This is a genomic window from Nitrospirillum goiasense (assembly GCF_034427435.1).
In the GTDB taxonomy this organism is placed as follows: Bacteria; Pseudomonadota; Alphaproteobacteria; order Azospirillales; family Azospirillaceae; genus Nitrospirillum.
On sequence record NZ_JAXQNP010000002.1, the window covers coordinates 1,157,354 to 1,184,189 of the forward strand.

Consider the following 26,836-nt stretch of genomic DNA (forward strand, 5'->3'; position numbering starts at 1 on the left):
CTGTCGCCGTGACCGTCACGCCTTTCCCCACCGCCCATGTCCGGGCCGCCGTCCGCCGCGTGCCCTACCGCGCCATCGGCCTCTGGCTGCTGGTCTGTGCCGGCATGGTCTTCGCCATGGCCGTCATCGGCGCCATCACCCGCCTGACGGAAAGCGGCCTGTCCATCACGGAATGGAAGCCGGTGACGGGCGCCCTGCCGCCCCTGTCGGACGCCGCCTGGGCGGAGGAGTTCGCCAAGTACCAGGCCACGCCGGAATACGCGCTGAAGCACAGCGGCATGGACCTGGCGCAGTTCAAGGGCATCTTCTTCTGGGAATGGTTCCACCGCCTGGTGGGGCGCCTGATCGGCGTCGTTTTCCTGCTGCCCTTCCTGTTCTTCCTCTTCACTCGCCGCGTGCCGCGCAGCCTGGTCCCGCGCCTGATCGGCCTGTTCGTGCTGGGTGGGCTGCAGGGCGCGCTGGGCTGGTACATGGTGAAGAGCGGCCTGGTGAACCGGCCGGACGTCAGCCACTACCGCCTGGCGGCCCACCTGTCGCTGGCGGTGCTGATCTATGTCGCCATGCTGGCCACCGCCCTGCCGCTGCTGTTCCCCGCCGCCAGCGGGGCGGGCCACCCGGCGCGCGGGGCCCTGCGCCGGCACGCCGGCATCGCCATGGCCCTGGTCGCCACCACCATGGTGTGGGGCGCCTTCACCGCCGGGTTGGACGCCGGCATGGCGTACAACACCTGGCCGCTGATGAACGGCACCTTCGCGCCGGAGGAGATGTGGAACCTCAGCCCGGCCTGGCTGAACATCCTGGAGAACACGGCCGCGGTGCAGTTCACCCACCGCTGGCTGGCCATCCTGACCGGCCTGGTGGTGTGGTCCTACGCCTTCCGCGCGCTCCGCGCCGGGGTGCAGGGCCGGGTGCGGGCCCTGGCCATCGCCGTGGCTGGGATGGTGCTGGTGCAGATCAGCCTGGGCATCACCACCCTGCTGCTGTTCGTGCCGGTGCATGTCGCCGCCACCCACCAGGCGGGCGCCCTGGTCCTGCTGGGCCTGTTCACCTGGACGGTGATGGAGTATCGGCGGGGCTGATGGAGCCCTGATGGTTGAATAGGACGCGACCGCGTCCGCCGGAGTTTTGTGGGGAGCCGTAGGCGGACCGCAAAACGAGGACAGCCAAAGGTCCGGATGGACCTGCCGGCGTTTGAGGATAACAAAAAGGGCGCGAAGCCGATGCCTCGCGCCCTTTTTTCAATCCGATACCGGGGCCTGGTTAAGCGGCGGCGGCCTTCTCGGCCTGCAGTTGGCGGCGGTACTCGATGGCGTCGGCGAAGACGCGCAGCATGGTCTCGATGAACTCGGGCACCACCTCTTCCGGACCGCGGGCGGTCAGCAGCTGGCGGTCGATGTTCATGTTCTGGCCTTCCTCGGCCACCCAGGTGGCGCCGGCGGCCTCGACGGTCTCGCGGATCGCCTCGTTGCCGGTCACGGTGCGGCCCTTCAGGCGCTGCGCCACGGCCAGCAGCTGGACGCCATGGTTGATGGCGGCGACGCCCTTGCCGGCGTCCATGAAGCTGCCGATGATGCGGCGGGTGTGCGGGTTGGCGGCCAGCTTGGCCACGCTGCGCTCACCACCCGGCAGGACCAGCAGGTCGAAATCGGCGGCCAGCACTTCGCCGATCTGCTTGTCCGTGGGGAAGTAATGGCCCCAGGAGGTGCCGTGCCAGCCGTTCACCAGGCCCTGCTCCGGCGAGATGATCTTGGGCGCGGCGCCGGCGCGCAGCAGGGCGCGCTGGGCTTCGGTCATTTCCACTTCTTCGAAACCGTTGGCGATGAGAATGGCAACGGCTTTTCCGGCGAGCGGCTGATCGGTCAAATTACGTCTCCTATGTTGTTTCGGCGGCCCGACACCCGCCCGTCGCCGTTCCCCAGGGGACGGCGCCGTTGGCAAGGCGCGATGGATGCTGCCTCGTGAAAATGGCCACCCAGGAATGGGCGGCCATGGCAAAGCGTCAGGCGCGGGCGGCTGTCGTGATGCATGCCGGGCCGATGGGATGACGCTCTATTCGCATGGCACCGTAATTGGCCCCTCCCGCGCCTCAGGTCAATCGCATTAAGACCGATTCGGGATTGCGGTGCGGCATGGCTGAGTTGCGGGTGCACTGCCGGCCCGTGGCACGGCCATGCCCAAGAAGAAACGGGGCCCGCCCGACGCGCGTGGAACCACCCTAGCTGATGGCTGACAGCGCCTCTTCCAACTCATTGAAATCGGGCATGTATTCCGTGGGCACCTTTTTTCGCGCCGCCTCGATGGATACCTGGGGCGCATACCCCGCCAGGTGCGCCGTGATGGCCGCCCGGATGACGTGGTAGAACTGGTTCTCCTCCTCCGCCACGCCTTTCAGCCGCGAGGCGATGGGGGCCAGGATACAGTAGGACAGGAAAATACCCATGAAGGTGCCCACCAGGGCGCCGCCGATCAGCTTGCCCAGCACCTCGGGCGGCTCGGTGATGGACGCCATGGTCTTGATGACGCCCAGCACGGCGGCGACGATGCCCAGCGCCGGCATGGCGTCGGCCATGGTCTGGAAGGCGTGGCTGGAGTGCAGGTCCTCGTGCTTGGTCTTCTCGATCTCCTGCTCCATCAGCGCTTCCAGCTCATGGGGGTTGTCCACGCCGATGGAGAACATGCGCAGGTAATCCGCGATGAACTTGACGGTGAACGGGTCCTTCATGATCGCCGGGTAGGCGTTGAAGATGTTGCTTTCCATGGGCTTTTCAATGTGCTGCTCAATGGCCAGCACGCCCTTGGTCTTCATCGTCTTCAGGATTTGGTACAGCAGCGACAGCAGTTCCATGTATTCCTTCTTATGGAACCGCGCGCCCGGGAAAATGCGCTTCACGGCACCCAGGGACTGCTTGATGACATGCGTGCTGTTGGCGACCATGAAGCCGCAGATGGCGGCGCCGCCGATGGTCATGAACTCACCGGGCAGGGCCTCGATGATGATGCCGATCTTGCCGCCGAAGATCACAAACGACCCGAACACGCAGATGAACACGCCGAGCAGGCCGATGGCGGCAAACATGAGCAAACCTTGGTAGATGGACCCCTAAGATAGGCAGAGTCCAGACAATCGGCCTACTTGTCAAATCTCTGATGGGGTAGGGCCCCTGGCGCGATCGCGCCGCCGGTCGGGGGATGTCCAGAGGGGGCCCATCGCCCATGGCTGGGATCAGCCCCGCCACCAAGACCCTTGAATTCGGGCGTCCCGTCCGCCATCGTTCCGGCCATCGACTGGGGTGCCGCCCGCCTGCCCGTCAGGCCCGCGGCTGAGATCAGACCCATGGAACCTGCTCCGGATCATGCCGGCGAAGGGAGATCGCGAGACCGTGACCCATTTTCCGCCTTCGGGCCATTCTTCCGCCCGTCCGTCTGCCGCCAAGCCTTCCGTCGCCCCCCGGGTGATCGTCATCGGCGCCGGCTGCATCGGCCTGTCCATCGCCTGGCGCCTGGCGTCCGCCGGCTGTGTCGTCGACGTCTATGACCGGGGCCGCGCCGGGCTGGGCGCCACCCATGCCGCCGCCGGCATGCTGGCCGCCGCCGTGGAGACGGAGCCGGGGGAGCAGGCGCTGCTGCCCCTGACCCTGGACAGCCAGCGCCGCTGGCCCGCCTTCGCCGCTGAGCTGGAGGCCGTCAGCGGCCTGCCCGTGGATCTGCGCACCGAGGGCACCCTGCAGGTGGCGCTGACCCGCGATGACGTGGAGGTGCTGCGGGCGGGGTATGAGTTCCAGCGCTCCCTGGACCTCAACGTTGCCTGGCTGAGCGGCGCGCAGGTGAAGGAGCGGGAGCCGTGGCTGAACCCCCGCGCCGCCGCCGGCGTGCTGGGTGCCGCCGACGGCCAGGTGGACAACCGCAAGCTGGCCGTGGCGCTGAAGGCCGCGGCGTTGAAGGCCGGCGCCCGCCTGCATGAGGAGGTGGCCGTCGAGGCCCTATCCGTCACGGCGGGCCGTGCCGAGGGCGTGGTGGTAGATGGCGTGCTGAAGGCCGCCGACGTGGTGGTCCTGGCCGCCGGCGCCTGGTCGCGCCATCTGGCGGGCCTGCCGGACGGCGCCATTCCGCCGGTGCGGCCGGTGAAGGGCCAGATGCTGGCCCTGCGCATGGACCCCGTCCAGCCGCTGTTGCGCCATGTGGTGTGGCCGCCCAAATGCTATCTGGTACCCCGCCTGGATGGACGCCTGATCGTGGGTGCCACGACGGAGGACAAGGGCTGGGACGACCGCCTGACCGCCGGCGGCGTCCTGGCCCTGCTGGAGGCCGCGTGGCGGGCCCTGCCGGGGGTGGAGGAGCTGCCCATCGAGGAGATGTGGGTGGGCCACCGCCCCGGCAGCCGTGACGACGCCCCCATCCTGGGGCCCGTGCCCGGCGTGGCCGGCCTGGTCATGGCCACCGGCCACCACCGCAACGGCATCCTGTTGACCCCCGGCACCGCCGACCTGGTGGCGGACCATGTCCTGACCGGCCGGGTGGACCCGCTGCTGGCGCCCTTCGGCATCGGGCGCTTTCAGGAACGAAAGACCAGCGGCATGAGACTGTGACCCATGCCGTTATTGGACGCGACTGCGGCCGCCGGAGCTTTCGGGGAAGCGTAGCGGACTGGAAAGCGAGGAAAGCCCTTAGGCCGCATTCGCGGCCGTGGCAAACCCAGGGCCGGCGGATGCCGGCGCCCGGCGATTGAGGGATAAGGAAACACGCATGATCACCGTGAACGGCAAGACCCGCGACCATGCGGAGGGCCTGGACCTGCTGGCCCTGCTGGGCGAGGCGGGGGTGGCGCTCGAGGCTCGAGGCATCGCCGTGGCCATCAACGGCACCGTCGTGCCGCGGGCCCGCTGGGCCGAACGCGCCGTCGCCGACGGCGACGCCATTGAAATCGTGAAGGTGCTGCAAGGTGGCTGAAGACCTGTTCCGCATCGCCGGCAAGGCGTTCACCTCCCGCCTGTTCCTGGGCACGGCGGGCTATCCCAACCAGCAGGTGTTCCTGGACAGCCTGGCCGCCTCGGGCGCGCAAGTCGTCACCGTCTCCATCCGCCGGGTGGATATGGAGGGCGGGGCCGAGGGCATCCTCGACCTGGTGCGGGACAAGGCCTGGCTGCTGCCCAACACCGCCGGCTGCGCCACGGTGAAGGACGCCGTGCTGACCGCCCAATTGGCGCGTGAGGCGCTGGACACCAATTGGATCAAGCTGGAACTGATCGGCGACCGCGAGACGCTGTACCCGGACGTCGAACAGTTGGTGGCGGCGGCCGCCCAGCTGGTGGATGACGGCTTCACCGTCCTGCCCTATTGCACCGACGACCCCATCGTCTGCCGCCGCCTGGCCGACGTCGGTTGCGCCGCCGTCATGCCGCTGGGCGCCCCCATCGGCACAGGCTTGGGTATCCTCAATCCTTACAATATCGAAATGATCTGTGCCCGCAGCACGGTGCCCGTCATCCTGGATGCCGGCGTGGGCACGGCGTCCGATGCCGCCTTGGCCATGGAGCTGGGCTGCGACGCCGTGCTGTTGAACACCGCCGTGTCCAAGAGCACCGACCCGGTGCGCATGGCGGCGGCCATGGGCCACGCCGTCGCCGCCGGCCGCCTGGCCCGCCTCGCCGGCCGCATCCCCAAGCGCACCCGGGCCGAGGCCTCCAGCCCCGAGCTGGGGCTGATCGGGGGGTAGGGGTGGGGTTGCCCGTTCCCCCGCTGCCCGTTCCCCGGCTGCTGGTCATCACCGACCGCCGCCAGGCCGTCCTGCCGCTGCCCCAACTTCTGGAGCGGGTGTTCGCCGCCGGCTGCCGCTGGGCCAGCGTACGGGAAAAGGATCTGCCCCCCCAAGACCGGCTGGATCTGGTGCGCCGGTTGATCCCCATCGCCCGCCATCATGGCGCCCGGCTGACCGTGCACGGCGACCTGGCGGCGGCGGCGCTGTGCGACGGCGTGCATCTGGGGGCGGGCGGTGACGTGGCGGGGGCCCGCGCCCGCTTGGGGGCCCAAGCCCTGGTGGGCATTTCGCGCCATCATCCGGGTGAGGGCCTGGGCGGCGCCGACTACGCCACCCTTAGCCCCATATTCGAGACCGCGTCCAAGCCCGGCTATGGCCCCGCGCTGGGCGCCCAGGCCCTGTCCCGCCTGCCCGGCGCCCTGGCCTTGGGGGGGATAACCCCCGCCAACGCGGCGCAGGCCCGCGCCGCCGGGGCCGCCGGCCTGGCCGTCATGGGCACTGTCATGCGCGCCAGCGATCCTGGTGCCGTGGTGCGGGATCTGCTGGCGGCGTGGGGGCTTAGTCCGCTATCTGGGTAAAGATCGCATCGAAATCCCGCCGTCCATGAAGGACGCGCAGCACCTCCACGACGCGGCCGGTCAGGCGATAAAGAACGACATAGGATTTGTGGACAGGGAAACTCCGCAGTCCGGCGGCGATTTCCCCCAAATCCCGTCCCAGTTTCGGGAACTCCGCCAGCTTTTCCGCGACGTCGAAAATGGCATCGATGACATCGTCGGCGGCTTTTGGATTTTCCGCGTAGATGTGCGCCCAGATCTCATGAAGATCCTCTTTTGAAAGAGGAGAGAAGACGACCTTTGCCATCAAGAGCCGCGACGGGCTCGAAATTCGGCCTTCAGCGACTCTCGGGTTTCAACCGTGCCCAATCCGGCGTCCAACTGATCGATGGCCGCCTGGCTGTTCTGGCGCAGCCGCTCGATTTGCTCAGCCTCACGGGGATCGATGCGGCGCACCTCCACCCGGTACAAGTCGGTCGCCTTGCCGGCGTCCAGGCCTTTCGCCAGGCTGGCCGGCAATTCGTCGCGGCGAAGGGTGCCAACGGTGGAGTTTGCCATGAAAGGCTCCGGGCGACGGGGTTAGGCATGGGGCGATGATAGTCGAATCTCGAGACCATGGCATCGCCCCTCCTATTTGATGGCGCGTCGCGGCTTTGCCAAGCGGTGGGGGCAGGATGCCCCTGTGGTCGCCTGAGGCGCGCTCAATGCGCTTCGCCCCAGCTCCTGCCGGTGCCGGCTTCAGCCACCAGGGGCACGCTCAAGGATGCCGCCCCTTCCATCACTTGGCGCACCACGGGGATGGTGGCGTCGACCTCCGCCACAGGCACCTCGAACAGCAGTTCGTCGTGCACCTGCAGCAGCATGCGGCCGGTCAGCCCGGCGTTCGTCATCGCGGCGGGGATGCGGGCCATGGCGCGGCGGATGATGTCGGCGGCCGTGCCCTGGATGGGGGCGTTGATGGCCTGGCGCTCGGCGAAGGCGCGGCGGGCGGCGTTGCTTTCCTTGATGCCCTGGATCCAGCACTGGCGGCCGAACAGGGTGGTGACGTAGCCCTTCTCCTTGGCCTCGGCCTTGGTCTTCTCGAAATAGCCGGCCAGTTCGGGAAAGCGTTCGAAGTACTGCTTGATGAAGGCCCCGGCCTCGCCCGCGCCGATGCCCAGCTGCCGCCCCAGGCCGAAGCCGGAGATGCCGTAGATGATACCGAAGTTGATGGCCTTGGCCTTGCGGCGGATCTCGCTGGTCATCTGGTCCAGCGGCACGCCGAACACTTGGCTGGCCGTCATGGCGTGAATGTCGATGCCGTCGGTGAAGGCTTGCTTCAGGGCCGGCACGCCGGCGATCTCCGCCACCAGGCGCAGCTCGATCTGGCTATAGTCCACGGACAGCAGCACATGGCCCTCCGGCGCCACGAAGGCGCGGCGGATCTTGCGCCCCTCCTCCGTGCGGATGGGGATGTTCTGCAGGTTGGGGTCGGTGGAGCTGAGGCGCCCGGTGGCGGTGGCCGCCAGGGCGAAGCTGGTGTGGACCCGTCCCGTATTGGGGTTGATCTCCTGCTGCAGGGCGTCGGTGTAGGTGGATTTCAGTTTGGCCAACTGGCGGTGGTCCAGCACCTTCTGCGCCACCTCCACGCCCTGTTCGGCCAGGGGTTCCAGCACGCTGCTGTCGGTGGAATAGGCGCCGGTCTTGCCCTTCTTGCCGCCGGGCAGGCCCATTTCATCGAACAGCACCTCGCCCAGCTGCTTGGGGCTGGCGACGTTGAAGGGATGCCCCACCAGGGTGTGGATTTCCTGTTCCAGCGCCGCCAGGCGGCCGGCGAAATCGCGCGACAACTCCGCCAGCATGGCGCGGTCCACCAGGATGCCGGCCTCCTCCATGGTCGCCACCACGGGCGTCAGGGGGCGGTCCAGCGTTTCGTACACCGTCATCAGGTGGCGGCGCAGCACGTCGGCCTTCAGCACCTGGTGCAGGCGCAGGGTGATGTCGGCGTCCTCCGCCGCGTAGGCGCAAGCGCGGTCCAGCGGCACGCGGTCAAAGGTGATGCGGTTCTTGCCGGTGCCTGTCACCTCGTCGAAGGTGATGCAGGTGTGGCCCAGGTGGCGCTGCGCCAGTTCATCCATGCCGTGGCCGTGGGCGCCGGCACCCAGGGCGTAGGACAGCAGCATGGTGTCGTCCACGGGGGCGATGGCGGCCGGGCCAGGGGCGAAGCCATGGCGGGCCAGCACCCGGATGTCGAACTTCAGGTTATGGCCCACCTTCAGCACCGACGGGTCGGCCAGCAGCGGCGCCAGCAGGGCGCGGGCCTCCTCCAGCGGAATCTGCGGCGGCGGGGGCGGCGCCTCGCCGAAATCGAAGCCGCCGGCCTGTGGGTTCGGGGCGTCCGGGTTGACGTGGGTGAGGGGCACGTAGCAGGCGCGGCCCGGGGTGTGGGAGAGGGAGAAGCCGACCAGCTTGGCCCGGTCGGGGTATAGGCCATCGGTCTCGGTGTCGATGGCCACCGTGCCGGCCAGCGTCGCCTCATCGATCCAGCGCTTCAGCACGGCGGCGTCCTGCACCAGCTCGTACACGATCTCGGTGGGCGCGGGGATCTTGGGCTCCCCGATGGGGGCGACCTCGGTGCTGTAGAAACGGCTGTTGTAGGCGGCGCGCACGGCGTCGGTGCGCTGCTCCGCCCCGCCGCCGCTGGCCGTGGCCTCCAGCGTCAGGGCCGGGGCGCCATTGCCGGCGCCCCCGTTGGCCCCATTCGCCTTCAGGATGTCGTTCTCGACCTTCTGGATGGCGGAGCGGAAGCCCTGCTCGCGCAACCAGCCGATCAGGCGCTCGGGGTCGGGCTTGCGCGCGGTCAGGTTCTCCAGCGGTTCCGGCACCGGCACATGGGCCTCCAGCTTCACCAGCTGGCGGGAGATGCGGGCCATCTCCGCATGCACGGTCAGGGCCTCGCGCCGCTTGGGCTGCTTGATCTCATGCGCCCGCGCCAGCAGGGCGTCCAGCCCGCCATACTCGGTGATCAACTGGGCGGCGGTCTTGATGCCGATGCCGGGCACGCCCGGCACGTTGTCCACGCTGTCGCCGGCCAGGGACTGCACGTCCACCACCAGTTCCGGCGCCACGCCGAACTTCTCCAGCACCTCGTCCCGGCCGATGCTCTTGTTCTTCATCGGGTCCAGCAGGCCGACGCCGTCGGTGATCAGCTGCATCAGGTCCTTGTCGGACGAGACGATGACGCAGTCGCGCCCCGCCTCCCGCGCCAGGCGGGCGTAGGTGGCGATCAAATCGTCGGCCTCATACCCCTCCAGATGCAGGCAGGGCAGGTTGAAGGCGTCCACCGCCTGGCGGATCAGGTCGAACTGCGGAATCAAATCTTCCGGCGGCGGCGGCCGGTGGGCCTTGTAGTCCGGATAGATGGCGTTGCGGAAATTCTCCCGCTTGCTGTCGAAGATGACGGCGACGGAGTGCACCTTCACGTCGGCCAGCAGCTTCATCAGCATGTTGGTGAAGCCCAGCACCGCGTTCACCGGCGTGCCGTCCGGCCGGTTCAGCGGCGGCAGGGCGTGATAGGCGCGGAAGATGAAGCCCGAGCCATCCACCAGGTACAGCGTGTCCTGCACCGTGCCCGGCACGGCCGGGACCCCGGTGACCGGCGCGGGCGCGTCCGGAGGCACGGGAATGGGGGCGGTCGCGGCGGCAGAGGGCGCGTCGGGGGAGGGCGCGTCGGGGGTGTCGGCCATGGCGGGCATCTTCAGCGTAACGGTCGGGATGGGGCGGGCGCGTCAACCACGGGCGCCCCCGGGCCCGCACCATGGCCGATTTCGGGCGGGGCTGTCGAGGGGCGGTGGTCTTCCGCCGCGAAACGACGACCGTTACGCACGGCCTGGGGCGGCGGGGCCGCGTCAGTCCGGGGACGCGCCCGGGTCCAGCGTGGCGATGATCTCGTCAAAGAGGGCGAGGTCATCCGCCAGAACCGACCAGTCCGGAGAGTGCCGCTGGAGCGAGACGATGATATCCCGCCCCCGGTTCAGGGTTGTCCGCGCCTCTTCGATCCGGCGTTGCGCGGCCAGGATCATTCCAACCGATCCCAGGCTGACCGCCAAGTCACGCTGCCATTGGGCGTTTCCGGGATCGGCCTGTGCCAAGCGTTGGCGGATGGTGAGAGCCGCCGTGTAGCTATCCAGGGCGCCGGCCAAGTCGCCTTGCATCCGCAGGATGCCCCCGATGTGATTGTGGGAGACGGAGAGGTCACGCTGCCATTCGGCGTTTCCGGGATCGGCCTGTGCCAAGCGTTGGCTGATGGTGAGGGCCGCTGTGTGGCTATCCAGGGCGGCGGCCAGGTCGCCTTGCGCCCGCAGGATGTCCCCGATCTTGTTGTGGGAGACGGAGAGGTCACGCTGCCATTCGGCGTTTCCGGGATCGGCCTGTGCCAAGCGTTGGCTGATGTCGAAATCAGCCTGATAGCTATCCAGGGCGTTGGCCAAGTTGCCTTGCGCCTGCTGGATGCGCCCGATGTTGTTGTGGGAGATGGAGAGGTCACGCTGCCATTGGGCGTTTCCGGGATCGGCCTGTGCCAAGCGTTGGCGGATGGAGAGAGCCGCCGTGTAGCTTTCCAGTGCGCCGGCCAAGTTGCCTTGCGCCTGCTGGATGTCCCCGATCTCGTTGTGGGAGACGGAGAGGTCACGCTGCCATTGGGCGTTTCCGGGGGCGGCCTGTGCCAAGCGTTGGCTGATGGAGAGAGCCGCCGTGTAGCTATCCAAGGCGTCGTCCAAGGTGCCTTGCGCCTGCTGGATGTCCCCGATGTGATTGTGGGAGACGGAGAGGTCACGCTGCCATTCGGCGTTTCCGGGATCGGCCTGTGCCAAGCGTTGGCTGATGGAGAGAGCCGCCGTGTAGCTATTCAGGGCGTCGTCCAAGGTGCCTTGCGCCTGCTGGATTTCCCCAATCTTGTTGTGGGAGATGGAGAGGTCACGCTGCCATTCGGCGTTTCCGGGATCGGTCCGTGCCAAGCGTTGGCTGATGCCGAAATCAGCCTGGTAGCTTTCCAGGGCGTTGGCCAAGTCGCCCTGCGCCCGCAGGATGTCTCCGATCTTGTTGTGGGAGACGGAGAGGTCACGCTGCCATTGGGCGTTTCCGGGGGCGGTCCGTGCCAAGTGTTGGCTGATGGAGAGAGCCGCCGTGTAGCTATCCAGGGCGCCGGCCAAGTTGCCCTGCGCCTGCTGGATGTCCCCGATGTTGCTGTGGGAGATGGACAAGTCACGCTGCCATTGGGTGTTTCCGGGATCGGCCTGTGCCAAGCGTTGGCGGATGGTGAGAGCTGCCGTGTAGCTATCCAGGGCGCTGGCCAAGGTGCCTTGCGCCCGTAGGATGTCCCCGATGTTGTTGTGGGAGACGGACAGGTCACGCTGCCATTCGGCGTTTCCAGGATCGGCCTGTGCCAAGCGTTGGCTGATGTCGAAATCAGCCCGGTAGCTATCCAGGGCGTCGGCCAAGTTGCCTTGCGCTCGCAGGATGTTCCCGATCTTGCTGTGGGAGACGGAGAGGTCACGCTGCCATTGGGTGTTTCCGGGGTCGGCCTGTGTCCGGCGTTCCGCGGCGGCTTGCGCCTGGATATAGGCTGCGGCGGCGTTTTGAATCGTGTCCGCCATCGCCAGGACATCGCCCAGGTCGATCCAAGCCCAGGTATCCTCCGGGGTCAAGTCCGCCAGGCGCCGCAGGGTCGCTTGGGCGGCTGCGTGGTCGTAGGTCAGGCGCTCGATGGCGGCCTGTTCTCGCAGCAGGGGGATCAGCCGTTGCCGCCGCGCCGTCTCCTCCTCCGCGATCTTGTCGGCCAGCACACCCCGGGCGCCGGTCGTATCCAATTGGGCCAGCTTGGTGCGGGCGGCGCCGATGGCGGCGTCGATGTCGGCGCCGTCGTTGGACTTGGGGAGCGGCTGGCGCGCGCGTTCCAGGATGGCCTGAACAGCCTCCGCCGCCTTTTCCCGGATTTCATCCAGTGACAGATCGGCCTCGCCCAGATGGTCGAAGATGGGCTTGAGCACGGCCGGGTCCAGCCCTTTTTCCCGGGCCATTTCCTGCCGCAGGCGCTCCTGTCCCGCCAATTGTTCTCGATGGCGGCGTTCGGCGGCTTCCGGTGATTCCCCGATATGGGTATGGACGGTGTTGTTGCTGCCGATGACGTTGGTCACCGGGCTCGTGGTTCCGGTCGTCGTCGCCCGCTGCGCCACCCATTGAAGGAGCCCGCGTAACATGCCGGCCTACTCCCGCACGTTGCGGGCGGGGGATCGTGCGCCGGTGGTATGGGCATCCTGGCCGCCGCCGGATTTGGTGCGGTCGATGTTGGTGGCGGGGGACTGGTCGCCCACCGTCCGCGCCACCTGGGTGCTGGCCTGGGCGCCTTTCACCCAGGCGACCAGGACGATGGCCAAGCCCGCCACGGTGGCGACGATACCGACTATAAGGGCTGGGCCGCGCCACGCCTCCGGCACCGTGTCGATATGACCCGCGATGGCGTAGATGGAAAGCGCGATGACGCCCAGCGCGATGCCCGGCACCCCCGCCACCTTGCCCAGCTTATGAAGTTGTGAAAGGCCCATTCCGCACCACCTCCGCATGCCAGAATGGCGGTGGGCCGGGGCCGGAACAAGCCAAAATTCAGGATGTGCTTGATACAGGAAAGGTGGCGGACCCGATACGATTCGAACGTACGACCTCTGCCTTCGGAGGGCAGCGCTCTATCCAGCTGAGCTACGGGTCCATGCCGGGCGGCACGCCGGGTTTCCGGCGGCGCGGCGCGCACCATACAGGCAAGTTTCGGGCAATGCAAACCCTTATGGCGCCGGGTGGCTCACGGTTCCCGGTCCGGGCGCCCGTCCAGGCGGACATAGCGGCGCTCCATGCGGGCGGCGTTGTGGTAGACGGCCACGGGGGCGCCGGTGGCGGGGTCGGTGAGGCGTTCGCCGGTATCGTGCCAGCCGGGGCCCGGTATGCCGCTGATCGGCTTGTAGGTCATCCGCTCGACGCAGGAGGCCAGGCACAGCACGCCGGTGCCGACCAGCAGGCCGATGGGGAAGACGCTGACCATGTCCGTCAGCCAGGCCGCCAGGATGGCCGCGAAGGCCAGCGCGCTGCCGATCAGCAGCCAGGTGCAGGCGGGTTGGCGGTGGGGCGCGGCGGTGCCGGCCGCGGCGTTGAAATGGACATGCAGGACAGACATGGTGCGCGTCTCCTTCCCCGTTGGTTGGCTTCATCCGGGGGCCCTGGCGACGGGCGTCCTGCTGGGCGTCCGGGGCGCGCGGGCCCCTCAGCATGGCGTTTGGTGATGCTTTTACTGTCGGTCCGGTCCCTTTCCTTCCGGTCCATAAGCAAAGCTTACGCCCGTCGCGGGACCCGCGCCATAAGTGCGTTGGGTCAGGGTGGCGCCGCCCCCCTAGCTCCAGGGAACAAGGGGGGCAAACACCAAACCGCGCGGTGCCCGGTCAGTGCGTGGCCCAATCAACGTGACGTGGGCAGCGTGGCCAGCCAGGCGTCCACCTGGGGCAGGCGCTCCCGCGCCACCTTGGCGCGGTAGGCGATCGCCCCCGCCGCCTTGGCGATGCCCTGGCGGCCGCTGACCGGCACATGGGCCTCGGCATAGGCGTTCAGCTCATCGATGCGGGCGGGGTCGGCGGACCGGCGCGCCACGCTGGCGAAGAACTCATAGCGCTGCATCTGGTCCAGCGACGCCTCCACCGCGTCGACATGGCTGGTGATGAAACGCCAGGCCAGGTCGGGGTTGGCGTCGGCCACGGCCAGGATCAGCTGCGGCGCCAGGGTGGTGCCGGCCTCGGGCGTCAGGCTGAGGTCCAGCACCTTCTGCGCCAGCGCCGGGTCGCGCACCGCGCCCAGTGCGCCGTACAACTGGCGGCGGGCCAGCGGGTCGGTGGTGGAGGACGCCAGGGCGTGCAGCCGGTCGAAGGTGGCGGCGTCGGCATGCTGGGCCACGGTGGTGATCACGGCCAGACGGATGGCGGGGGGCAGGGCCGTGGGGTCCGTCCCGTCCGAGGCCAGGCGGTGCCGCGCCTCCGTCAGGGTATTGGCGTCGTCGAAGCTGCCCAGGGCGCGGATCAGGGCCGTGCGCTCCAGCCCCACCTTGTCGCCTTGGCCCGGCTGCGGGTCCCAGCCGATGGCCGACAGCGCCGGGGTCAGCACGCCGCGGGCGAAGGCCCAGAACGCCGCCTGCGCCGGGCTGATGCCCCCCGCGCCCGGGCCCGCGCCGCCGGCGTAGAAGTCATCCACGTCGCTCAGATAGTCGGCGGCCTGCTGCCATACGGCGGGGTCCGCGTTGGCCGGCAGGGCGCGGATCAGGGCCAGGCTGTCGCTCATGGCCATCTGCCCGGCCTCGCCCAGGGCGGCGCTGTCGTACATCAGGCCCAGCTGGTCGATGGGCGCCAGCCGGTCGACATGGTCCACCAGGGCCTTGAACGCCGGTTCGGTGTAGGCGACGCGGAAATAGCCGGTCTGGCCGGCGTTGGCCAGCAAGGGGCCGCAGCCGGGCGCGGCGGCCTTGCCCGTCAGGGCCGTCAGCAGGGTATGCGCCGGGACGCCGTCCCCCACCGTGGCCAGGGGCACGGGGATGGCCCACAGCCGGTCGCTCAGGTGGTACTGGTCGGGGATGGTCACCGGCTCGGTGGCGAACCGGGACTGGCGCAGGCTCACCTGCGTGGTGGCGCCGGCCGGGCCGGGGGCCTGCTCCGGCGCGCCCTTCCGCCCCTTGCGCGCCGGATGCGCCTTGGGGGCCGGCCCGCCGGCGCCGCAGGTGGCGCTGACCGACACCAGGGGGATGCCCGGCTTGGTGATGAAGTCGGTGGCGATGCGCAGCACATCCTTGCCGCCCGCCTCCTCCACCGCCTTCCACAGGTCGCGGGTGGTGGCGTTGCCATAGGCGTTGCGCTTCATGTAGCGGCGCACGCCGTCGCGGAACACCGTTTCGCCCACCGTCGCCTCCACCATGCGGATGACGGCCTGGCCCTTGTCATAGGTGATGTCGTCGAAGGCCTCGTCCGCCTCCGCCACGGAGTTGATGGGCTGCACCACCGGGTGGGTGGAGGCGCGGGCATCCAGGCGCTTGGCGCTTTCCATGGCCGGCATGGCCACCAGCCAGGGCGACCAGTCGGGGTGCAGCGCCTGCATGGCCTTGGCCTCCATCCACGAGGCGAAGCCCTCGTTCAGCCACAGATCGTCCCACCAGGCCATGGTCACCAGGTCGCCGAACCATTGGTGCGCCATTTCGTGCGCCACCACCTGGAACACCCGTTGGCGCGCCGCTTCGGTGGCCAGCGCCGGGTCCAGCAGCATGTCCTTCTCGAACGACATGATGGCGCCCCAATTCTCCATGGCGCCAAAGCCGCCGGCGCCGGGGATGGCGACGAAGTCCAGCTTGGGTAGGGGATAGGGCGTGCCGAAATAGTCGTTGTAGCGGGCCAGGATGGCGGCCGCGGTTTCCAGGGCGAAGCGCGCCTTGTCCACCGACCCGCGCCGCACCACCACGCCGATCTCCACATCGCCGGCCTTGGCCGTCGCCCGTTCCAGGTCGCCCACGCCCACGAACAGCAGATAGCTGGACATGCGCGGCGTCTGCTGGAAATGCACCAGGTGGCGGCCGTCGGCCATGGCCTCGTCCGCCTTGACCGGCATGTTGGACACGGCCATCTGGCCCTGGGGCGCCATGATGGACAGGCTGAACGTGGCCTTGGCCGAGGGCTCGTCCCAGCAGGGCAGGAAGCGCCTGGCGTCCCCCGCCTCGAACTGGGTGGACAGCATGTGGGCCGTCGCGCCGCCGGCCCCAGAGGCGCCCGCTGACGCGCCCGTCGGAGCATCCCCGCTGGCGTAATCCAACTGGAACAGGCCGCGCGCCGTCTTCTCGATCACGCCGCGATAGGCGATGTCCACCGTGTGGTGGCCGGGCGGCAGGGGCGCCGCCGCGGTCAGCGTGGCCGTCTGGCTGTCCTTGTCCTGGGTGACGCCGGTGGCGGGGACGCCGTCGATGGTCACGCGGTCCAGGGTCAGGCTTTCTGTGTTCAGCACCACCGTGGGGGTGGCGGTGGCCACGTCGATGTCGATATGCACCTCGCCGGCGAAGGTCGATGTGTCGATGGCCGGAATGACGGTCAGGTCATAATGCAGGGGCGAGATATTCCCCGGAAGTCGGCCATTGGCCGCTAGAGAAACCGTGGGGCTGAGGCATAAGGCCGCAGTCGTTGTCAGAACAGTTTTAAGAAAACTTTTGAAATTACCCAAGGTAAAACCAGTCGAGGCCAGGGGCATATAGCCGCTCCTACGCTTGTATTGCGTGCCGCCGCCGGGGCGCCATACGCTTTGATGGGAGTGTGCATGCGTCCACCCCACAGTTCAATTCAGGACTTGCACGCCGGACGGGTGCGCCCGGGACGCCCCCGAGGGCGCCTTTGGGGAAAAGAGTGGCGTGGGCGCGAACTATCGGGAAGGAGCGCGACCACCGCCCGGCGAGCGATCCGGCGCCGAGGGAAAGCGCTGTCCCCTGCCGACTTAGTAAAAATGATTAAATAAAAGGGCCGTATTCGTTTCTCGATAAGCTGCGGCAGATGAACGCAGGGTGGCCCAGGTTTTCGCCCTCCGATCCGGGGCCTTCACAGGCATTGGTTGCGCCCTGTCGATGCGATTTTCATCGTCCTCTCAAGGTGACAAGTCAACATCATCTTCGGGTTTTTGCCGGGGGCAGGGACTTTCATTTGGTAACCGAATCGATATTGAATGGAACGTATCAAGTAAATCTACCAGAATTCGGTGAGGTTAGCGGTGACTACGTCGCAAAAATGCGCAAAAATTAACCAACGGGCAACGATTCCCATGGGTCCCTTAAAGGGAAATGGGATGATTGTGCGAGGTTAAGGTGCCGTTTTTGGTGATCTAGTCTTCAAAATCCGCATAGGGTTAACTATGGACTAACCACAAATCAGCCTATATTTAACATCTCATCCTGGATGACAGCTCCGCGGTTCGCGGGCCGCTCGGGGCTCTTTTCGCCTGCATCATAGTGTTCGCTGTCGTTATCGCCCGTGTGCGCCCTTGGCGCCCCCGTGGGCGCGCCGCATTTTTTGGGAAGTATCGCCATGCTCCAAGCCCAGTTCTCGACGGCCCAGGCGGCCGCCGGCACCCTGCCCATTTCCGCATCCGCGCCCAGCACCCCGCGTAAGGCCGCCGCCCCGCGCCGCCGGTTCGAGGTGTCGGTGGCGGCCCGCATCGCCCTGTTGATCGTTGGCGCCGTCACGCTGCTGACGGTGGTCAGCCTGGGCATCAGCCACGTGCTGCTGGCCGGCTTCACCATGGAACTGGCCAAGGACCGGCAGGACGCCAACATGCAGGTGGCCTGGCATGTGCTGGAGGGCTACGGCAAGGGCTACAGCCTGAAGGACGGGCATCTTTACGCCGGGGACGTGGCGCTGGAGGACAACAACGCCGCCGTCGACACGGTGAAGCGCCTGGTGGGCGGCACCGCTACCATCTTCGCCGCGCGCAATGGCGAGATGGTGCGCGTCGCCACCAACGTCATGAAGCCCGATGGTGGCCGCGCCGTGGGCACGGCGCTGGCCCATAACGCCGTGTTCGACACCGTCGTCGGCCGGGGCGAGGCCTATCGCGGCGAGGCCGACATCCTGGGCGTGCCCTTCTACACCGCCTATGACCCCATCAAGGACGCCAACGGCCACACCATCGGCGTGCTCTACACCGGCATCCAGAAGCGCATCTTCGCCGAGGCTGTGGATCGCCTGAAGACCAGCATCCTGGTCGCCAGTGTTACGATCGCGGCCATCCTGGGCCTGGCAGCCTGGTGGCTGGCCAGCCGTTGGGTCGGCCGCCCGGCCCTGCTGGTCGCGCGTGTGCTGGAACGCCTGGCCGCCAACGACACCACCGTGGACATGGGCGCCACCCAGCGCCGGGCCCAGAGCCAGGATGAAATCGGCCGCATGCTGCGCGCGGCGCACGCCCTGCGGGGCGTGGTGGCCGACGTGTTCCGCCTGAAGCAGATGGTGGACGACATGCCGTTGAACGTGCTGCTGGCCGACGCCGACCAGGGCTTCCGCATCACCTACGCAAACACCGCCAGCCTCACCACCCTGCGGACCTTGGGCGCCCCCCTGCCGCGGCCGCTGGCCGGCGATACCCCGGTGGGGGCTGGCATCGGCCTGTTCCATGCCGACCCCGCGCCCCTGCTGGACGTGGTGCGCGACCCCGCCCGCCTGCCCTGGCAGGGCCGCCTGACCCTCAAGAACGCCAATGGCGATAATGAGGAGCTGGAGCTGCGGGTGGCCGCCGTGCGCGACACCGACGGCCGCTATGTCGGCCCCATGATGACCTGGTCGGTGGTGACCCGGCAGGCCCGCCTGGCCGCCGCGTTCGAGACCGACGTGCATGGCGTCGCCACGGCCCTGACCGCCGCCGCCCACACCCTGGAAGGCGACGCCCGCGCCCTGACCGACAACACCGGCACCGCCAGCATGCAGGCCCAGGACGTGCAGGCCGCCGCCAGCCAGACCTCAAGCAACGTGCAGACGGTGGCCGCCGCCGCCCAGGAATTGGCCGCCTCGGTTGACGAGGTGGGGCGCCAGGTCGAACGGTCCAAGGCCATCGCCGCCCGCGCGGTGGCCGAGGTCACCACCACCGGCACCACCATCGGCGGCCTGGCCGAGGCGTCCGACCGCATCGGCGCTGTGGTGCAGATGATCAGCGACATCGCCGGGCAGACCAACCTGCTGGCCTTGAACGCCACCATCGAAGCCGCGCGCGCCGGCGAGGCGGGCAAGGGCTTCGCCGTCGTGGCCAGCGAGGTGAAGACCCTGGCCGGCCAGACCGCCCGCGCGACGGAGGAGATCACCCGCTATGTCCAGGACATCGGGCAGCGCACCGACCTCAGCGTCGCCGCCATGGAACGCATCGGCAGCACCATCCATGAGGTGAACGAGGTCGCCGCCGCCATCGCCGCTGCGGTGGAGGAGCAGGGCGCGGCCACGCGGGAGATCGCCCGCAACGTGGCGGAGGCCGCCGACGGCACCGACCATGTGTCGCGTACCCTGTCCTCCCTGGCCACCGCCACCGGCGTCGCCGGCAGCACGGCGGGTGAGGTGCTGGACACGGCGGGGGGCCTGACCCAGGAGGCCGGACGCTTGAACCAGGCGGTGCAGCGCTTCATGAAGGCCCTGCGCGAGATGTGATCGACAGGGGGAGGGGCCGGGACATCAGTCCTCCGGCCCTGTCCTCCTTGTCCCGGGGCTCAGGGTGGGGTACAGGGCCGGGGTGCGAGCCAGTGAAGTGCCCTCCCAGTGAAGTGCACCCCCAGTGAAGTGCCCCGAATGAACACCACGCCTGATCTTGACGACGATGATGACGAGGGCCTGCCGCCCCTGCCGGCGGGCGCCAAGAACTACATGACGCCGGAAGGCTTCAACCGCATGCGGGACGAACGCCACCAGTTGCTGCGGGTGGAACGGCCCAAGGTGGTGGAGGTGGTGTCCTGGGCCGCCGGCAACGGCGACCGGTCGGAGAATGGCGATTACCTCTATGGCAAGAAGCGGCTGCGCGAGATCGACCGGCGCATCCGCTTCCTGACCAAGCGCATCGAAAGCGCCGAGGTGGTGGACCCGCAACTGCAGAAGAACCGCTCCCAGGTCTTCTTCGGCGCCACGGTCACTTATGCCGATGAGGACGATACCCGCATGACCGTCACCATCGTCGGCCGCGACGAGGTGGACATGGATCGCCACCGCATCAGCTGGGTATCGCCCGTGGCGCGCGCCCTGATGAAGGCGCGGGTGGGCGACGTCGTCACCGTGCGCACGCCCAAGGGCCCGGAAGAGGTGGAGATCCTGGAGATCCGTTACCCGGACTGAGGGGCCGCCCCAACTGAGGGACCGGGGTGGCGATGGTCCTCAGCGGTGTTTCTTGGCCGCCGGCCCGTATTCCCGCGCCAGCGTGTCCTTCAACGACCAGGGCTGGTCGCTCGCCGCGGCGTCGTCCTTCAGGATGAGCAGGTCATCGACCCGCCAGCGTCCGCCGGTCATCACGAAATGATAGGCCAGGACGCGCGGCGTGCCGTTGATGAAGCGCGCCGTCACCGTGGCCGTATCGCCCACGGTGGCCGTCTCCAGGCCGAAGCCTGACAGGTCCCAGTCCTGGCCATCGACGATGAGGTCGAAGTCCAGGGCGCAAATGGCATGGGTGCGGGCCTGGCAGGCCCGATCCGCGTCCAGCAGCCGGGCCAGTGCCGGCGTGGCGTGCCGGCGGATGCTGGCCACCGAGTCGGTCGCGATATCTTTTTCGGCGTGCGGGTCCGCCAGATAGGGCCGGTACAGGGCCTCGACGATGGCCTGGGGCGTTGGCGGCGGCGCTTCCGCGCCGGCGGATGGGGCGCCCGGCAGCGATACCGCAAGGCCCAGGGCCAGCAGGACCGCCGCCGCGCGTTTCATAATTCCGGCCGCATGGCGGCCAGCGACCGCCGGGCGATGTCCTTCAGAGCGGCGCGCAGCCGCTCGATCTCCTGCGCCGCCGCCTCGTAATCCTCGATCAGGCCGCCGACCAGGGTGCCCGGATCCTCGGCGTGGTCGGGATAGCGGTCGCGGGCGCGTTCGGCGCGCCGGCGCAGCCGCTCAACGATATCTTCGTTGACGGGTGGGGCCGGGCGGCGGCTGTCGTCGTCCGGCGTCATGTCCTCGGCATCCGGCATGGCCGTGGGCCTCCCTTGCAAGGGCGAAAGCGGTCGTCAGGACCGGCCCCTTACGGGGCGCGGCCGTGGCAATGCTTGTACTTCAGGCCGCTGCCGCAGGGGCAGGGGGAATTCCGGGGGGTGTTCATCCAGGTGTCCGGGTCCTGGCCGCCCGCCTGGGTCGACTGCGGCATGTTCACCGCGCCATAGGCCAGGCCGGCGCTGGCGCGCGCCATGCCGGGGGGCAGGGGCTCGTCCGCCGGAATGGCCTGGCCGGGGGCGGCCAGCGCCGGATCGATGCGGGTCTCCTGCATCTCCTGCGGCGGGAAGTCGTTCGGGTCCAGCGCCGGCTGGGCCACCTGCAACTGGACACGCATCAGCACCTGGGTCACCTGTTCGCGCAGGCTGTCCAGCAGCTCCTCGAACAGGTTGAACGCCTCGCGCTTGTATTCGTTCAGCGGGTCGCGCTGGCCATAGGCGCGCAGGTTGATGCCCTGGCGCAGATGGTCCAGCGACAGCAGGTGATCCTTCCACGATTGGTCCAGCAGCTGCAGCAGCAGGCTGCGCTCGATGGAGCGCATGATCTCCGGCCCGTAGCTGGCCTCCTTGGCGGCATAGGCTTCCTCGGCCGCCTTCATCAAGCGCTGCTCGATCTCGACCTCGCCGATGCCTTCTTCCTTGGCCCAGTCCAGCACCGGCAGGTCCAGCGCCAGGATGCGCGCCACATCCTCGTGCAGTTGGTTCATGTCCCACTGCTCGGCATAGGAATTGGCCGGGATCGCCTTGGCCACCAGGGTGTTGATGGTGTCCTGGCGCATGTCCTCGACGGTTTCCTTGATGTCGTCGACGGCCATGATTTCACGGCGCTGCTCATAAACGACCTTGCGCTGGTCGTTCATGACGTTGTCGTACTTCAGCAGGTTCTTGCGGATTTCGAAGTTGTGCGCTTCCACCCGGCTCTGGGCCTTTTCCAGGGCGCGGTTGATCCAGCTGTGGATGATGGCCTCACCCTCCTGCAGGCCCAGGCGCTGCAGCATGGTGTCCATGCGCTGCGACCCGAAGATGCGCATGAGGTCGTCTTCCAGCGACAGGAAGAACTTCGAGGCGCCGGGGTCGCCCTGGCGGCCGGAACGGCCACGCAGCTGGTTGTCGATGCGCCGGCTTTCGTGCCGCTCCGTGCCCACGACGTACAGGCCGCCGGCGGCCAGCGCCACCTCCTTGGCGGCCGCCACCTCCTGCTCGATCTGCTTGATGCGCCGTTCGCGCTCGGCGGGGTCGGTCACCTCGCCCAGCTCGTACTCGATGCGCATCTCGACGTTGCCGCCCAGTTTGATGTCGGTGCCGCGGCCGGCCATGTTGGTGGCGATGGTGACGCCTCCCGGGCGCCCGGCCTGGGAAACGATGTAGGCTTCCTGCTCATGGTAACGGGCGTTCAGCACGTTGTGCGGGATGCCCTGCTTCTTCAGCAGGTCGGACAGCAGTTCCGACTTCTCGATGGAGATGGTGCCGACCAGGATGGGCTGCTGCCGTTCCTGGCATTCCTTCACCAGCTTGACGATGGCGTCATACTTCTCGCGCGCGGTGCGGTAGACCTCATCGTCATGGTCGATGCGCTGGACGGGCAGGTTGGTCGGCATGTCGACCACGTCCAGGTTATAGATCTCCGCGAACTCCGCCGCCTCGGTCATGGCGGTGCCGGTCATGCCGGCCAGCTTGGGATACAGGCGGAAATAGTTCTGGAAGGTGATGGACGCCAGCGTCTGGTTCTCGCGCTGGATGGTCACATGCTCCTTGGCCTCCAGCGCCTGGTGTAGGCCCTCGGAATAGCGGCGGCCGTCCATCATGCGGCCCGTGAACTCGTCGATGATGACGACCTTGTCGTCCTTGACGATGTAGTCCACGTCGCGGGTGAACAGCTTGTGGGCGCGCAGGGCCTGGTTCACATGGTGGACCAGGGTGATGTTGTGGATGTCGTACAGGTCGCCCTGCTTCAGCAGGTCCATCTCCGTCAGGATCTGGGCGACCTTCTCCGTGCCCTCTTCCGTCAGGTTGACGGACTTGGCCTTCTCATCCTTTTCATAATCGGTGTCGGCCAGGCGCAGGATCACCGTGTCCACGGCGGCATACAGCTCGGAGCCATCGGTGGACGGGCCGGAGATGATCAGGGGCGTGCGCGCCTCGTCGATCAGCACGCTGTCCACCTCGTCGACCACGGCGAAGTTGAAGGGCCGCTGGACCATGTCGTCCAGGCGGAACTTCATGTTGTCGCGCAGATAGTCGAAGCCGAACTCGTTATTGGTGCCGTAGGTGATGTCGGCGGCATAGGCGCGGCGGCGCTCGTCATCGTCCAGGCCGTGGACGATGCAGTCCGTGGTCAGCCCCAGGAAGCCATAGACGCGGCTCATCCAGCTGCTGTCGCGCTTGGCCAGATAGTCATTCACGGTGACGACGTGCACGCCCTTACCCTCCAGGGCGTTCAGGTACACCGCCAGGGTCGCCACCAGGGTCTTGCCTTCACCGGTGCGCATCTCGGCGATGCGGCCGCGGTGCAGGACGATGCCGCCCATCAGCTGCACGTCGAAATGGCGCTGGCCGATGGCGCGCTTGGCCGCCTCGCGCACAGTGGCGAAGGCGTCGGGCAGGATGTCGTCCAGCGTCTCGCCCTTGGCCAGCCGGTCGCGCAGCCAGTCGGTGCGCATGCGCAGCTCGTCGTCGGACAGCGATACCAGCTTCGGCTCCAGCGCGTTGATGGCGTCGACGTCCTTCCGCAAGCTTTTGACAACGCGCTCGTTGGCGCTGCCGAACAGTTTGCGGGCGATGGAACCGAACATGAAAACCTCGAAGGAAGCGAATAGGGGACGAGAACCGTCCGGGTCATCCGGCCCGGCCCTCCGGGTACTCTGGCGACGGGCGGGGCGGCAGCCCCTCGCGCGCGCTTTCTGAGATAAGGTGGCAGGCCCCGGCGGTCAATGAAGCCCCGCCGTTTACCGGTATCGCGATACCGGACCCGCCTGCCGCGACAGATCCCCCACACGCGCGGGTGGGGACCATAGCATGATCCGCCTGCTTTCCAACCGCTTTGATAGGGCCCGCGCGGGCGCCTCCGTGCGCGGTATCGGGAAACCGTCACCGGCGGCGCCGGGTGCGGCATCAGGACACGTGCAAGGTGGGGTTGGCGCGCTGTCCCACCTTGCGATGGGGGGCGGCCCCGTGTTTTATGGCGCGACAGCCGAAGAAGGGCCCGGCAGTGCTACGGCGTGGCCGTCCCTGGTCCCTGCCGTCGCGCCGTTTTTTGATGCAGCCCCAGTCCTCGAGGAATTCAGCTCCATGTATGTGAAGATGTTGCGTGCCGCGCTGCTGACCGCGGCTTTCGGGTCCCTGGCCGGCACCGCCCTGGCCGCTGACACCCCGGCCAAGGCTGCCGCCCCCGCCGCCGCGCCGGCCGCCGGCGCCCCGGCCCAGGCCGCGGACGACCCCGTCGTGGCCCGCGTCAACGGCAAGGAAATCCATCGGTCGGAAGTGCTGAACGAATACAGCCAGCTGCCTGCCCAGACCCAGCAGCAGATTCACCTGAACGAGGCTTACCCCCGCGTTCTGGAGAACCTGGTGACCGCCCGCCTGCTGGCGGACGCCGGTTACAAGGAGAAGCTGCAGGACAGCAAGGACGTGAAGGCCGAGATGAAGCGCGCGGAAGAGCGCTTCGTGCAGCAGGCCTACATCCGCAAGCAGGTCGACGCCCGCATGAACGAGGCGCTGCTGAAGAAGAAGTACGATGAGATGGTCAAGGCCCTGCCGGCGGAGGACGAAGTCCGCGCCCGCCACATCCTGGTCAAGACCAAGGAAGAAGCCGAAGCCCTGATCAAGCAGATCCAGGGCGGCGCCGACTTCAACAAGCTGGCTTCCGAGCAGCAGATCGACAAGAACTCCGCCGCTTCGGCCGGTGACCTGGGCTACTTCACGAAGGGCGACATGGTGGCGCCGTTCGCCGAGGCCGCCTTCGCCATGAAGCCGGGTGAGGTCAGCAAGACCCCCGTGAAGACCGATTTCGGTTGGCACGTGATCAAGGTTGAGGACCGCCGCAAGCGCCAGGCCCCGCCGTTCGAGCAGGTGAAGGGCCAGGTTGCCCAGGCCGAGGCCCAGGATCTGGCCGCCCAGGTCGTGGAAGACCTGCGCAAGGGCGCCAAGGTCGAGGCCTTCGACATCACCGGCAAGCAGCCGATCTCCCTGACCCCGCCGCCGGCCGCCGCCAAGCCGGCCGCCCCCGCCAAGCAGTAAGGCGGGCGGGCCCATGGTATCGGGCCCAGGGTGTTGGTAGCGATAGGGGCGCAAGCATCGCCAGCGGCGGTCTTGCGCCCCTTTTACTGTCCGTGTCCCGCTTAAGCATTACAGGTCCGTTTTCGATTTTAATCGTCACGGATTTCAGCCTATTTTCTGCGCCGTTTGCCCGGGGCTTTTCCGGGCGGCCCCTCATCCGAACCGTTCGCCTTCAACGGAGCGATTCCCATGGCCTCCAAGGTCTCCCCCCTGGCACCCGACGCTTTCCCCACCCTGTCCCCCGTGGCCGGCGTCCGCCTGGCGGCGTACAACTGCGGCATCCGCTACAAGGGCCGGGATGACCTGATGGTGGCCGAGCTGGCCCCCGGCACCACCGTGGCCGGCGTGCTGACCCGCTCGCTGACCGCCAGCGCCCCCGTGCATTGGTGCCGTCGTGGCCTGGCCGGCGGCAGCGCCCGTGCCCTGGTGGTGAACTCCGGCAACTCCAACGCCTTCACCGGGGCGGCTGGCGAGTCGTTGGTGTCCGAGACGGTGACCACGGCCGCCCAACTGGTGGGCTGCAAGCCGGAAGAGGTGTTCGTGGCCTCCACCGGCGTGATCGGCCAGCCCCTGCCGGCGGACAAGATCGCCCAGCATCTGGGCGCCGCCTGGGCCAAGCTGGACGCCGGCAGCTGGGACGCCGCCGCCCGGGCCATCATGACCACCGACACCTTCCCCAAGGGCGCCGTGGCCACCTGCGTCATCGACGGCAAGACCGTGACGCTGAACGGCTTCGCCAAGGGCAGCGGCATGATCGCCCCCGACATGGCGACCATGCTGGGCTTCCTGTTCACCGACGCCGCCATCGCCGCCCCCGTGCTGCAGAAGCTGCTGTCGCGCTCGACCGACCGCAGCTTCAACTGCGTGACGGTGGATGGCGACACCTCCACCAGCGACACGGTGATCCTGGTCGCCACGGGCCAGGCCGGCAACGCCCCCATCACCGACGTCAACGACGCCCGCCTGCGCCCCTTCGCCAAGGCCCTGGACGCCGTCTGCCTGGACCTGGCCCAGCAGATCGTGCGCGACGGCGAGGGCGCCACCAAGTTCGTGACCCTGACCGTGACCGGCGCCACCAGCAACCAGGCGGCCAAGCGCATCGCGCTGACCGTCGCCAATTCGCCGTTGGTGAAGACCGCCGTGGCGGGTGAGGACGCCAACTGGGGCCGTATCGTCGCCGCCGTGGGCCGCGCGGGCGAAAAGGCCGACCGCGACAAGCTGGTCATCAGCATCGGCGGCGTGCAGATCTGCGCCAACGGGATGGAGGTCCCGGGCTATGACGAGGCGCCGGTGGCCGCCCACATGAAGGGGCAGGAGATCGACATCCAGGTCGATCTGGGCCTGGGCCGGGGCAAGGCCACGGTCTGGACCTGCGACCTGACCCATGGCTACATCGACATCAACGGCAGCTACCGGAGTTAAGTGTCCCCTCAGGCGGCGGGCGCGGGCATCCGCCCGCTTGCCTTGTCCTCGATTTCCAGTCCACTGCGTTCCCCGAAAATCTCCGGC

General features: G+C 68.0%; 21 protein-coding genes, 1 tRNA gene and 1 riboswitch. Of the genes, 9 read left to right on the forward strand and 13 right to left on the reverse strand.

Features of this window, described 5'->3' with window-relative positions; translation table 11 throughout:
• Positions 1-8 precede the first annotated feature (8 nt).
• Positions 9-1,079, forward strand: a complete 1,071-nt coding sequence (locus tag ULB03_RS07865) for a COX15/CtaA family protein (protein WP_322482640.1) — start codon at positions 9-11, stop codon at positions 1,077-1,079.
• A 181-nt stretch (positions 1,080-1,260) separates the two neighbouring features.
• Here the strand turns inward: ULB03_RS07865 and ULB03_RS07870 are convergent, their stop codons facing one another.
• The gene (locus ULB03_RS07870; RefSeq protein WP_145734904.1) at positions 1,261-1,863 is read right to left on the reverse strand and encodes a DJ-1/PfpI family protein; all 603 of its coding nucleotides are present in this window, start codon (positions 1,861-1,863) and stop codon (positions 1,261-1,263) included.
• 352 nt (positions 1,864-2,215) lie between these two features.
• Positions 2,216-3,076, reverse strand: a complete 861-nt coding sequence (gene motA / locus ULB03_RS07875) for a flagellar motor stator protein MotA (RefSeq protein ID WP_145734905.1) — start codon at positions 3,074-3,076, stop codon at positions 2,216-2,218.
• Between the two features lie 200 nt (positions 3,077-3,276).
• Positions 3,277-3,386: riboswitch (TPP riboswitch) on the forward strand.
• Between motA and thiO the strand changes: the two genes are divergently transcribed.
• The 4 genes from thiO to ULB03_RS07895 all read left to right on the forward strand — a co-directional run bounded on the left by thiO (position 3,381) and on the right by ULB03_RS07895 (position 6,333).
• Positions 3,381-4,586 carry a glycine oxidase ThiO gene (thiO, locus tag ULB03_RS07880; protein WP_322482641.1) on the forward strand — a complete coding sequence of 402 codons (1,206 nt, stop codon included), beginning with the start codon at positions 3,381-3,383 and terminating at the stop codon, positions 4,584-4,586. It overlaps the preceding riboswitch by 6 nt.
• 157 nt (positions 4,587-4,743) lie before the next feature.
• The gene (gene thiS / locus ULB03_RS07885) at positions 4,744-4,947 is read left to right on the forward strand and encodes a sulfur carrier protein ThiS (RefSeq protein ID WP_322482642.1); all 204 of its coding nucleotides are present in this window, start codon (positions 4,744-4,746) and stop codon (positions 4,945-4,947) included.
• Positions 4,940-5,713: a thiazole synthase gene (thiG, locus tag ULB03_RS07890; protein WP_322482643.1), complete on the forward strand. Its 774-nt coding sequence runs from the start codon at positions 4,940-4,942 to the stop codon at positions 5,711-5,713. The genes thiS and thiG overlap by 8 nt, the downstream gene beginning before the upstream one ends.
• Positions 5,714-5,721: 8 nt before the next feature.
• A complete protein-coding gene (locus ULB03_RS07895) occupies positions 5,722-6,333 on the forward strand; it encodes a thiamine phosphate synthase (RefSeq protein ID WP_322482644.1) in 612 nt (203 codons plus the stop codon).
• Here the strand turns inward: ULB03_RS07895 and ULB03_RS07900 are convergent.
• From ULB03_RS07900 to ULB03_RS07935, 8 genes are all read right to left on the reverse strand, one after another.
• A complete protein-coding gene (locus ULB03_RS07900; RefSeq protein ID WP_322482645.1) occupies positions 6,314-6,619 on the reverse strand; it encodes a type II toxin-antitoxin system RelE/ParE family toxin in 306 nt (101 codons plus the stop codon). The genes ULB03_RS07895 and ULB03_RS07900 overlap by 20 nt on opposite strands.
• Positions 6,619-6,870 carry a hypothetical protein gene (locus ULB03_RS07905; RefSeq protein WP_322482646.1) on the reverse strand — a complete coding sequence of 84 codons (252 nt, stop codon included), beginning with the start codon at positions 6,868-6,870 and terminating at the stop codon, positions 6,619-6,621. Before ULB03_RS07905 ends, ULB03_RS07900 begins: the two co-directional genes overlap by 1 nt.
• 143 nt (positions 6,871-7,013) lie before the next feature.
• Positions 7,014-10,037 (reverse strand): DNA polymerase I, encoded by a 3,024-nt coding sequence (polA, locus tag ULB03_RS07910; protein ID WP_322482647.1) that lies wholly within the window; start codon positions 10,035-10,037, stop codon positions 7,014-7,016.
• A 162-nt stretch (positions 10,038-10,199) separates the two neighbouring features.
• On the reverse strand, positions 10,200-12,548 hold the full coding sequence (locus tag ULB03_RS07915; RefSeq protein WP_322482648.1) for a tetratricopeptide repeat protein: 2,349 nt from the start codon (positions 12,546-12,548) through the stop codon (positions 10,200-10,202).
• Positions 12,549-12,554: 6 nt separating this feature from the next.
• Positions 12,555-12,893 (reverse strand): hypothetical protein, encoded by a 339-nt coding sequence (locus ULB03_RS07920; protein WP_322482649.1) that lies wholly within the window; start codon positions 12,891-12,893, stop codon positions 12,555-12,557.
• Between the two features lie 84 nt (positions 12,894-12,977).
• Positions 12,978-13,054: transfer RNA gene (locus ULB03_RS07925), tRNA-Arg, on the reverse strand.
• Between the two features lie 90 nt (positions 13,055-13,144).
• Positions 13,145-13,513 (reverse strand): hypothetical protein, encoded by a 369-nt coding sequence (locus tag ULB03_RS07930; protein WP_322482650.1) that lies wholly within the window; start codon positions 13,511-13,513, stop codon positions 13,145-13,147.
• A gap of 278 nt (positions 13,514-13,791) precedes the next feature.
• Positions 13,792-16,602, reverse strand: a complete 2,811-nt coding sequence (locus tag ULB03_RS07935; protein WP_322482651.1) for a M1 family metallopeptidase — start codon at positions 16,600-16,602, stop codon at positions 13,792-13,794.
• Between the two features lie 824 nt (positions 16,603-17,426).
• Here ULB03_RS07935 and ULB03_RS07940 point away from each other — a divergent pair.
• Both ULB03_RS07940 and greB read left to right on the forward strand, forming a co-directional pair.
• The gene (locus tag ULB03_RS07940) at positions 17,427-19,526 is read left to right on the forward strand and encodes a methyl-accepting chemotaxis protein (protein ID WP_322482652.1); all 2,100 of its coding nucleotides are present in this window, start codon (positions 17,427-17,429) and stop codon (positions 19,524-19,526) included.
• 138 nt (positions 19,527-19,664) lie between these two features.
• On the forward strand, positions 19,665-20,201 hold the full coding sequence (greB, locus tag ULB03_RS07945; protein WP_322482653.1) for a transcription elongation factor GreB: 537 nt from the start codon (positions 19,665-19,667) through the stop codon (positions 20,199-20,201).
• 39 nt (positions 20,202-20,240) lie between these two features.
• Here the strand turns inward: greB and ULB03_RS07950 are convergent, their stop codons facing one another.
• The 3 genes from ULB03_RS07950 to secA are packed head-to-tail and all read right to left on the reverse strand — an operon-like array spanning position 20,241 to position 23,844.
• A complete protein-coding gene (locus ULB03_RS07950) occupies positions 20,241-20,777 on the reverse strand; it encodes a hypothetical protein (protein ID WP_322482654.1) in 537 nt (178 codons plus the stop codon).
• Entirely contained in the window at positions 20,774-21,034 is a 261-nt protein-coding gene (locus ULB03_RS07955) for a hypothetical protein (RefSeq protein ID WP_145734914.1), read from the reverse strand. The genes ULB03_RS07950 and ULB03_RS07955 overlap by 4 nt, the downstream gene beginning before the upstream one ends.
• A gap of 50 nt (positions 21,035-21,084) precedes the next feature.
• Complete coding sequence (gene secA, locus ULB03_RS07960) at positions 21,085-23,844, reverse strand: preprotein translocase subunit SecA (RefSeq protein ID WP_322482655.1); 2,760 nt, start codon at positions 23,842-23,844, stop codon at positions 21,085-21,087.
• A gap of 496 nt (positions 23,845-24,340) precedes the next feature.
• Here secA and ULB03_RS07965 point away from each other — a divergent pair, with 496 nt between their 5' ends.
• Positions 24,341-25,288: a peptidylprolyl isomerase gene (locus ULB03_RS07965; protein ID WP_322482656.1), complete on the forward strand. Its 948-nt coding sequence runs from the start codon at positions 24,341-24,343 to the stop codon at positions 25,286-25,288.
• Between the two features lie 228 nt (positions 25,289-25,516).
• Positions 25,517-26,749, forward strand: a complete 1,233-nt coding sequence (argJ, locus tag ULB03_RS07970; protein ID WP_322482657.1) for a bifunctional glutamate N-acetyltransferase/amino-acid acetyltransferase ArgJ — start codon at positions 25,517-25,519, stop codon at positions 26,747-26,749.
• Positions 26,750-26,836 lie beyond the last annotated feature (87 nt).

What these genes read in the sequence shown, in the direction of transcription:
- polA (WP_322482647.1), bottom strand. Translation starts at nt 10,037, where the DNA reads ATGGCCGACACCCCCGACGCGCCCTCCCCCGACGCGCCCTCTGCCGCC.
- ULB03_RS07950 (WP_322482654.1), bottom strand. Translation starts at nt 20,777, where the DNA reads ATGAAACGCGCGGCGGCGGTCCTGCTGGCCCTGGGCCTTGCGGTATCG.
- ULB03_RS07905 (WP_322482646.1), bottom strand. Translation starts at nt 6,870, where the DNA reads ATGGCAAACTCCACCGTTGGCACCCTTCGCCGCGACGAATTGCCGGCC.
- ULB03_RS07955 (WP_145734914.1), bottom strand. Translation starts at nt 21,034, where the DNA reads ATGCCGGATGCCGAGGACATGACGCCGGACGACGACAGCCGCCGCCCG.
- ULB03_RS07915 (WP_322482648.1), bottom strand. Translation starts at nt 12,548, where the DNA reads ATGTTACGCGGGCTCCTTCAATGGGTGGCGCAGCGGGCGACGACGACC.
- secA (WP_322482655.1), bottom strand. Translation starts at nt 23,844, where the DNA reads ATGTTCGGTTCCATCGCCCGCAAACTGTTCGGCAGCGCCAACGAGCGC.
- ULB03_RS07935 (WP_322482651.1), bottom strand. Translation starts at nt 16,602, where the DNA reads ATGCCCCTGGCCTCGACTGGTTTTACCTTGGGTAATTTCAAAAGTTTT.
- motA (WP_145734905.1), bottom strand. Translation starts at nt 3,076, where the DNA reads ATGTTTGCCGCCATCGGCCTGCTCGGCGTGTTCATCTGCGTGTTCGGG.
- ULB03_RS07920 (WP_322482649.1), bottom strand. Translation starts at nt 12,893, where the DNA reads ATGGGCCTTTCACAACTTCATAAGCTGGGCAAGGTGGCGGGGGTGCCG.
- greB (WP_322482653.1), top strand. Translation starts at nt 19,665, where the DNA reads ATGAACACCACGCCTGATCTTGACGACGATGATGACGAGGGCCTGCCG.
- ULB03_RS07930 (WP_322482650.1), bottom strand. Translation starts at nt 13,513, where the DNA reads ATGTCTGTCCTGCATGTCCATTTCAACGCCGCGGCCGGCACCGCCGCG.
- thiS (WP_322482642.1), top strand. Translation starts at nt 4,744, where the DNA reads ATGATCACCGTGAACGGCAAGACCCGCGACCATGCGGAGGGCCTGGAC.
- argJ (WP_322482657.1), top strand. Translation starts at nt 25,517, where the DNA reads ATGGCCTCCAAGGTCTCCCCCCTGGCACCCGACGCTTTCCCCACCCTG.
- ULB03_RS07940 (WP_322482652.1), top strand. Translation starts at nt 17,427, where the DNA reads ATGCTCCAAGCCCAGTTCTCGACGGCCCAGGCGGCCGCCGGCACCCTG.
- ULB03_RS07900 (WP_322482645.1), bottom strand. Translation starts at nt 6,619, where the DNA reads ATGGCAAAGGTCGTCTTCTCTCCTCTTTCAAAAGAGGATCTTCATGAG.
- ULB03_RS07965 (WP_322482656.1), top strand. Translation starts at nt 24,341, where the DNA reads ATGTATGTGAAGATGTTGCGTGCCGCGCTGCTGACCGCGGCTTTCGGG.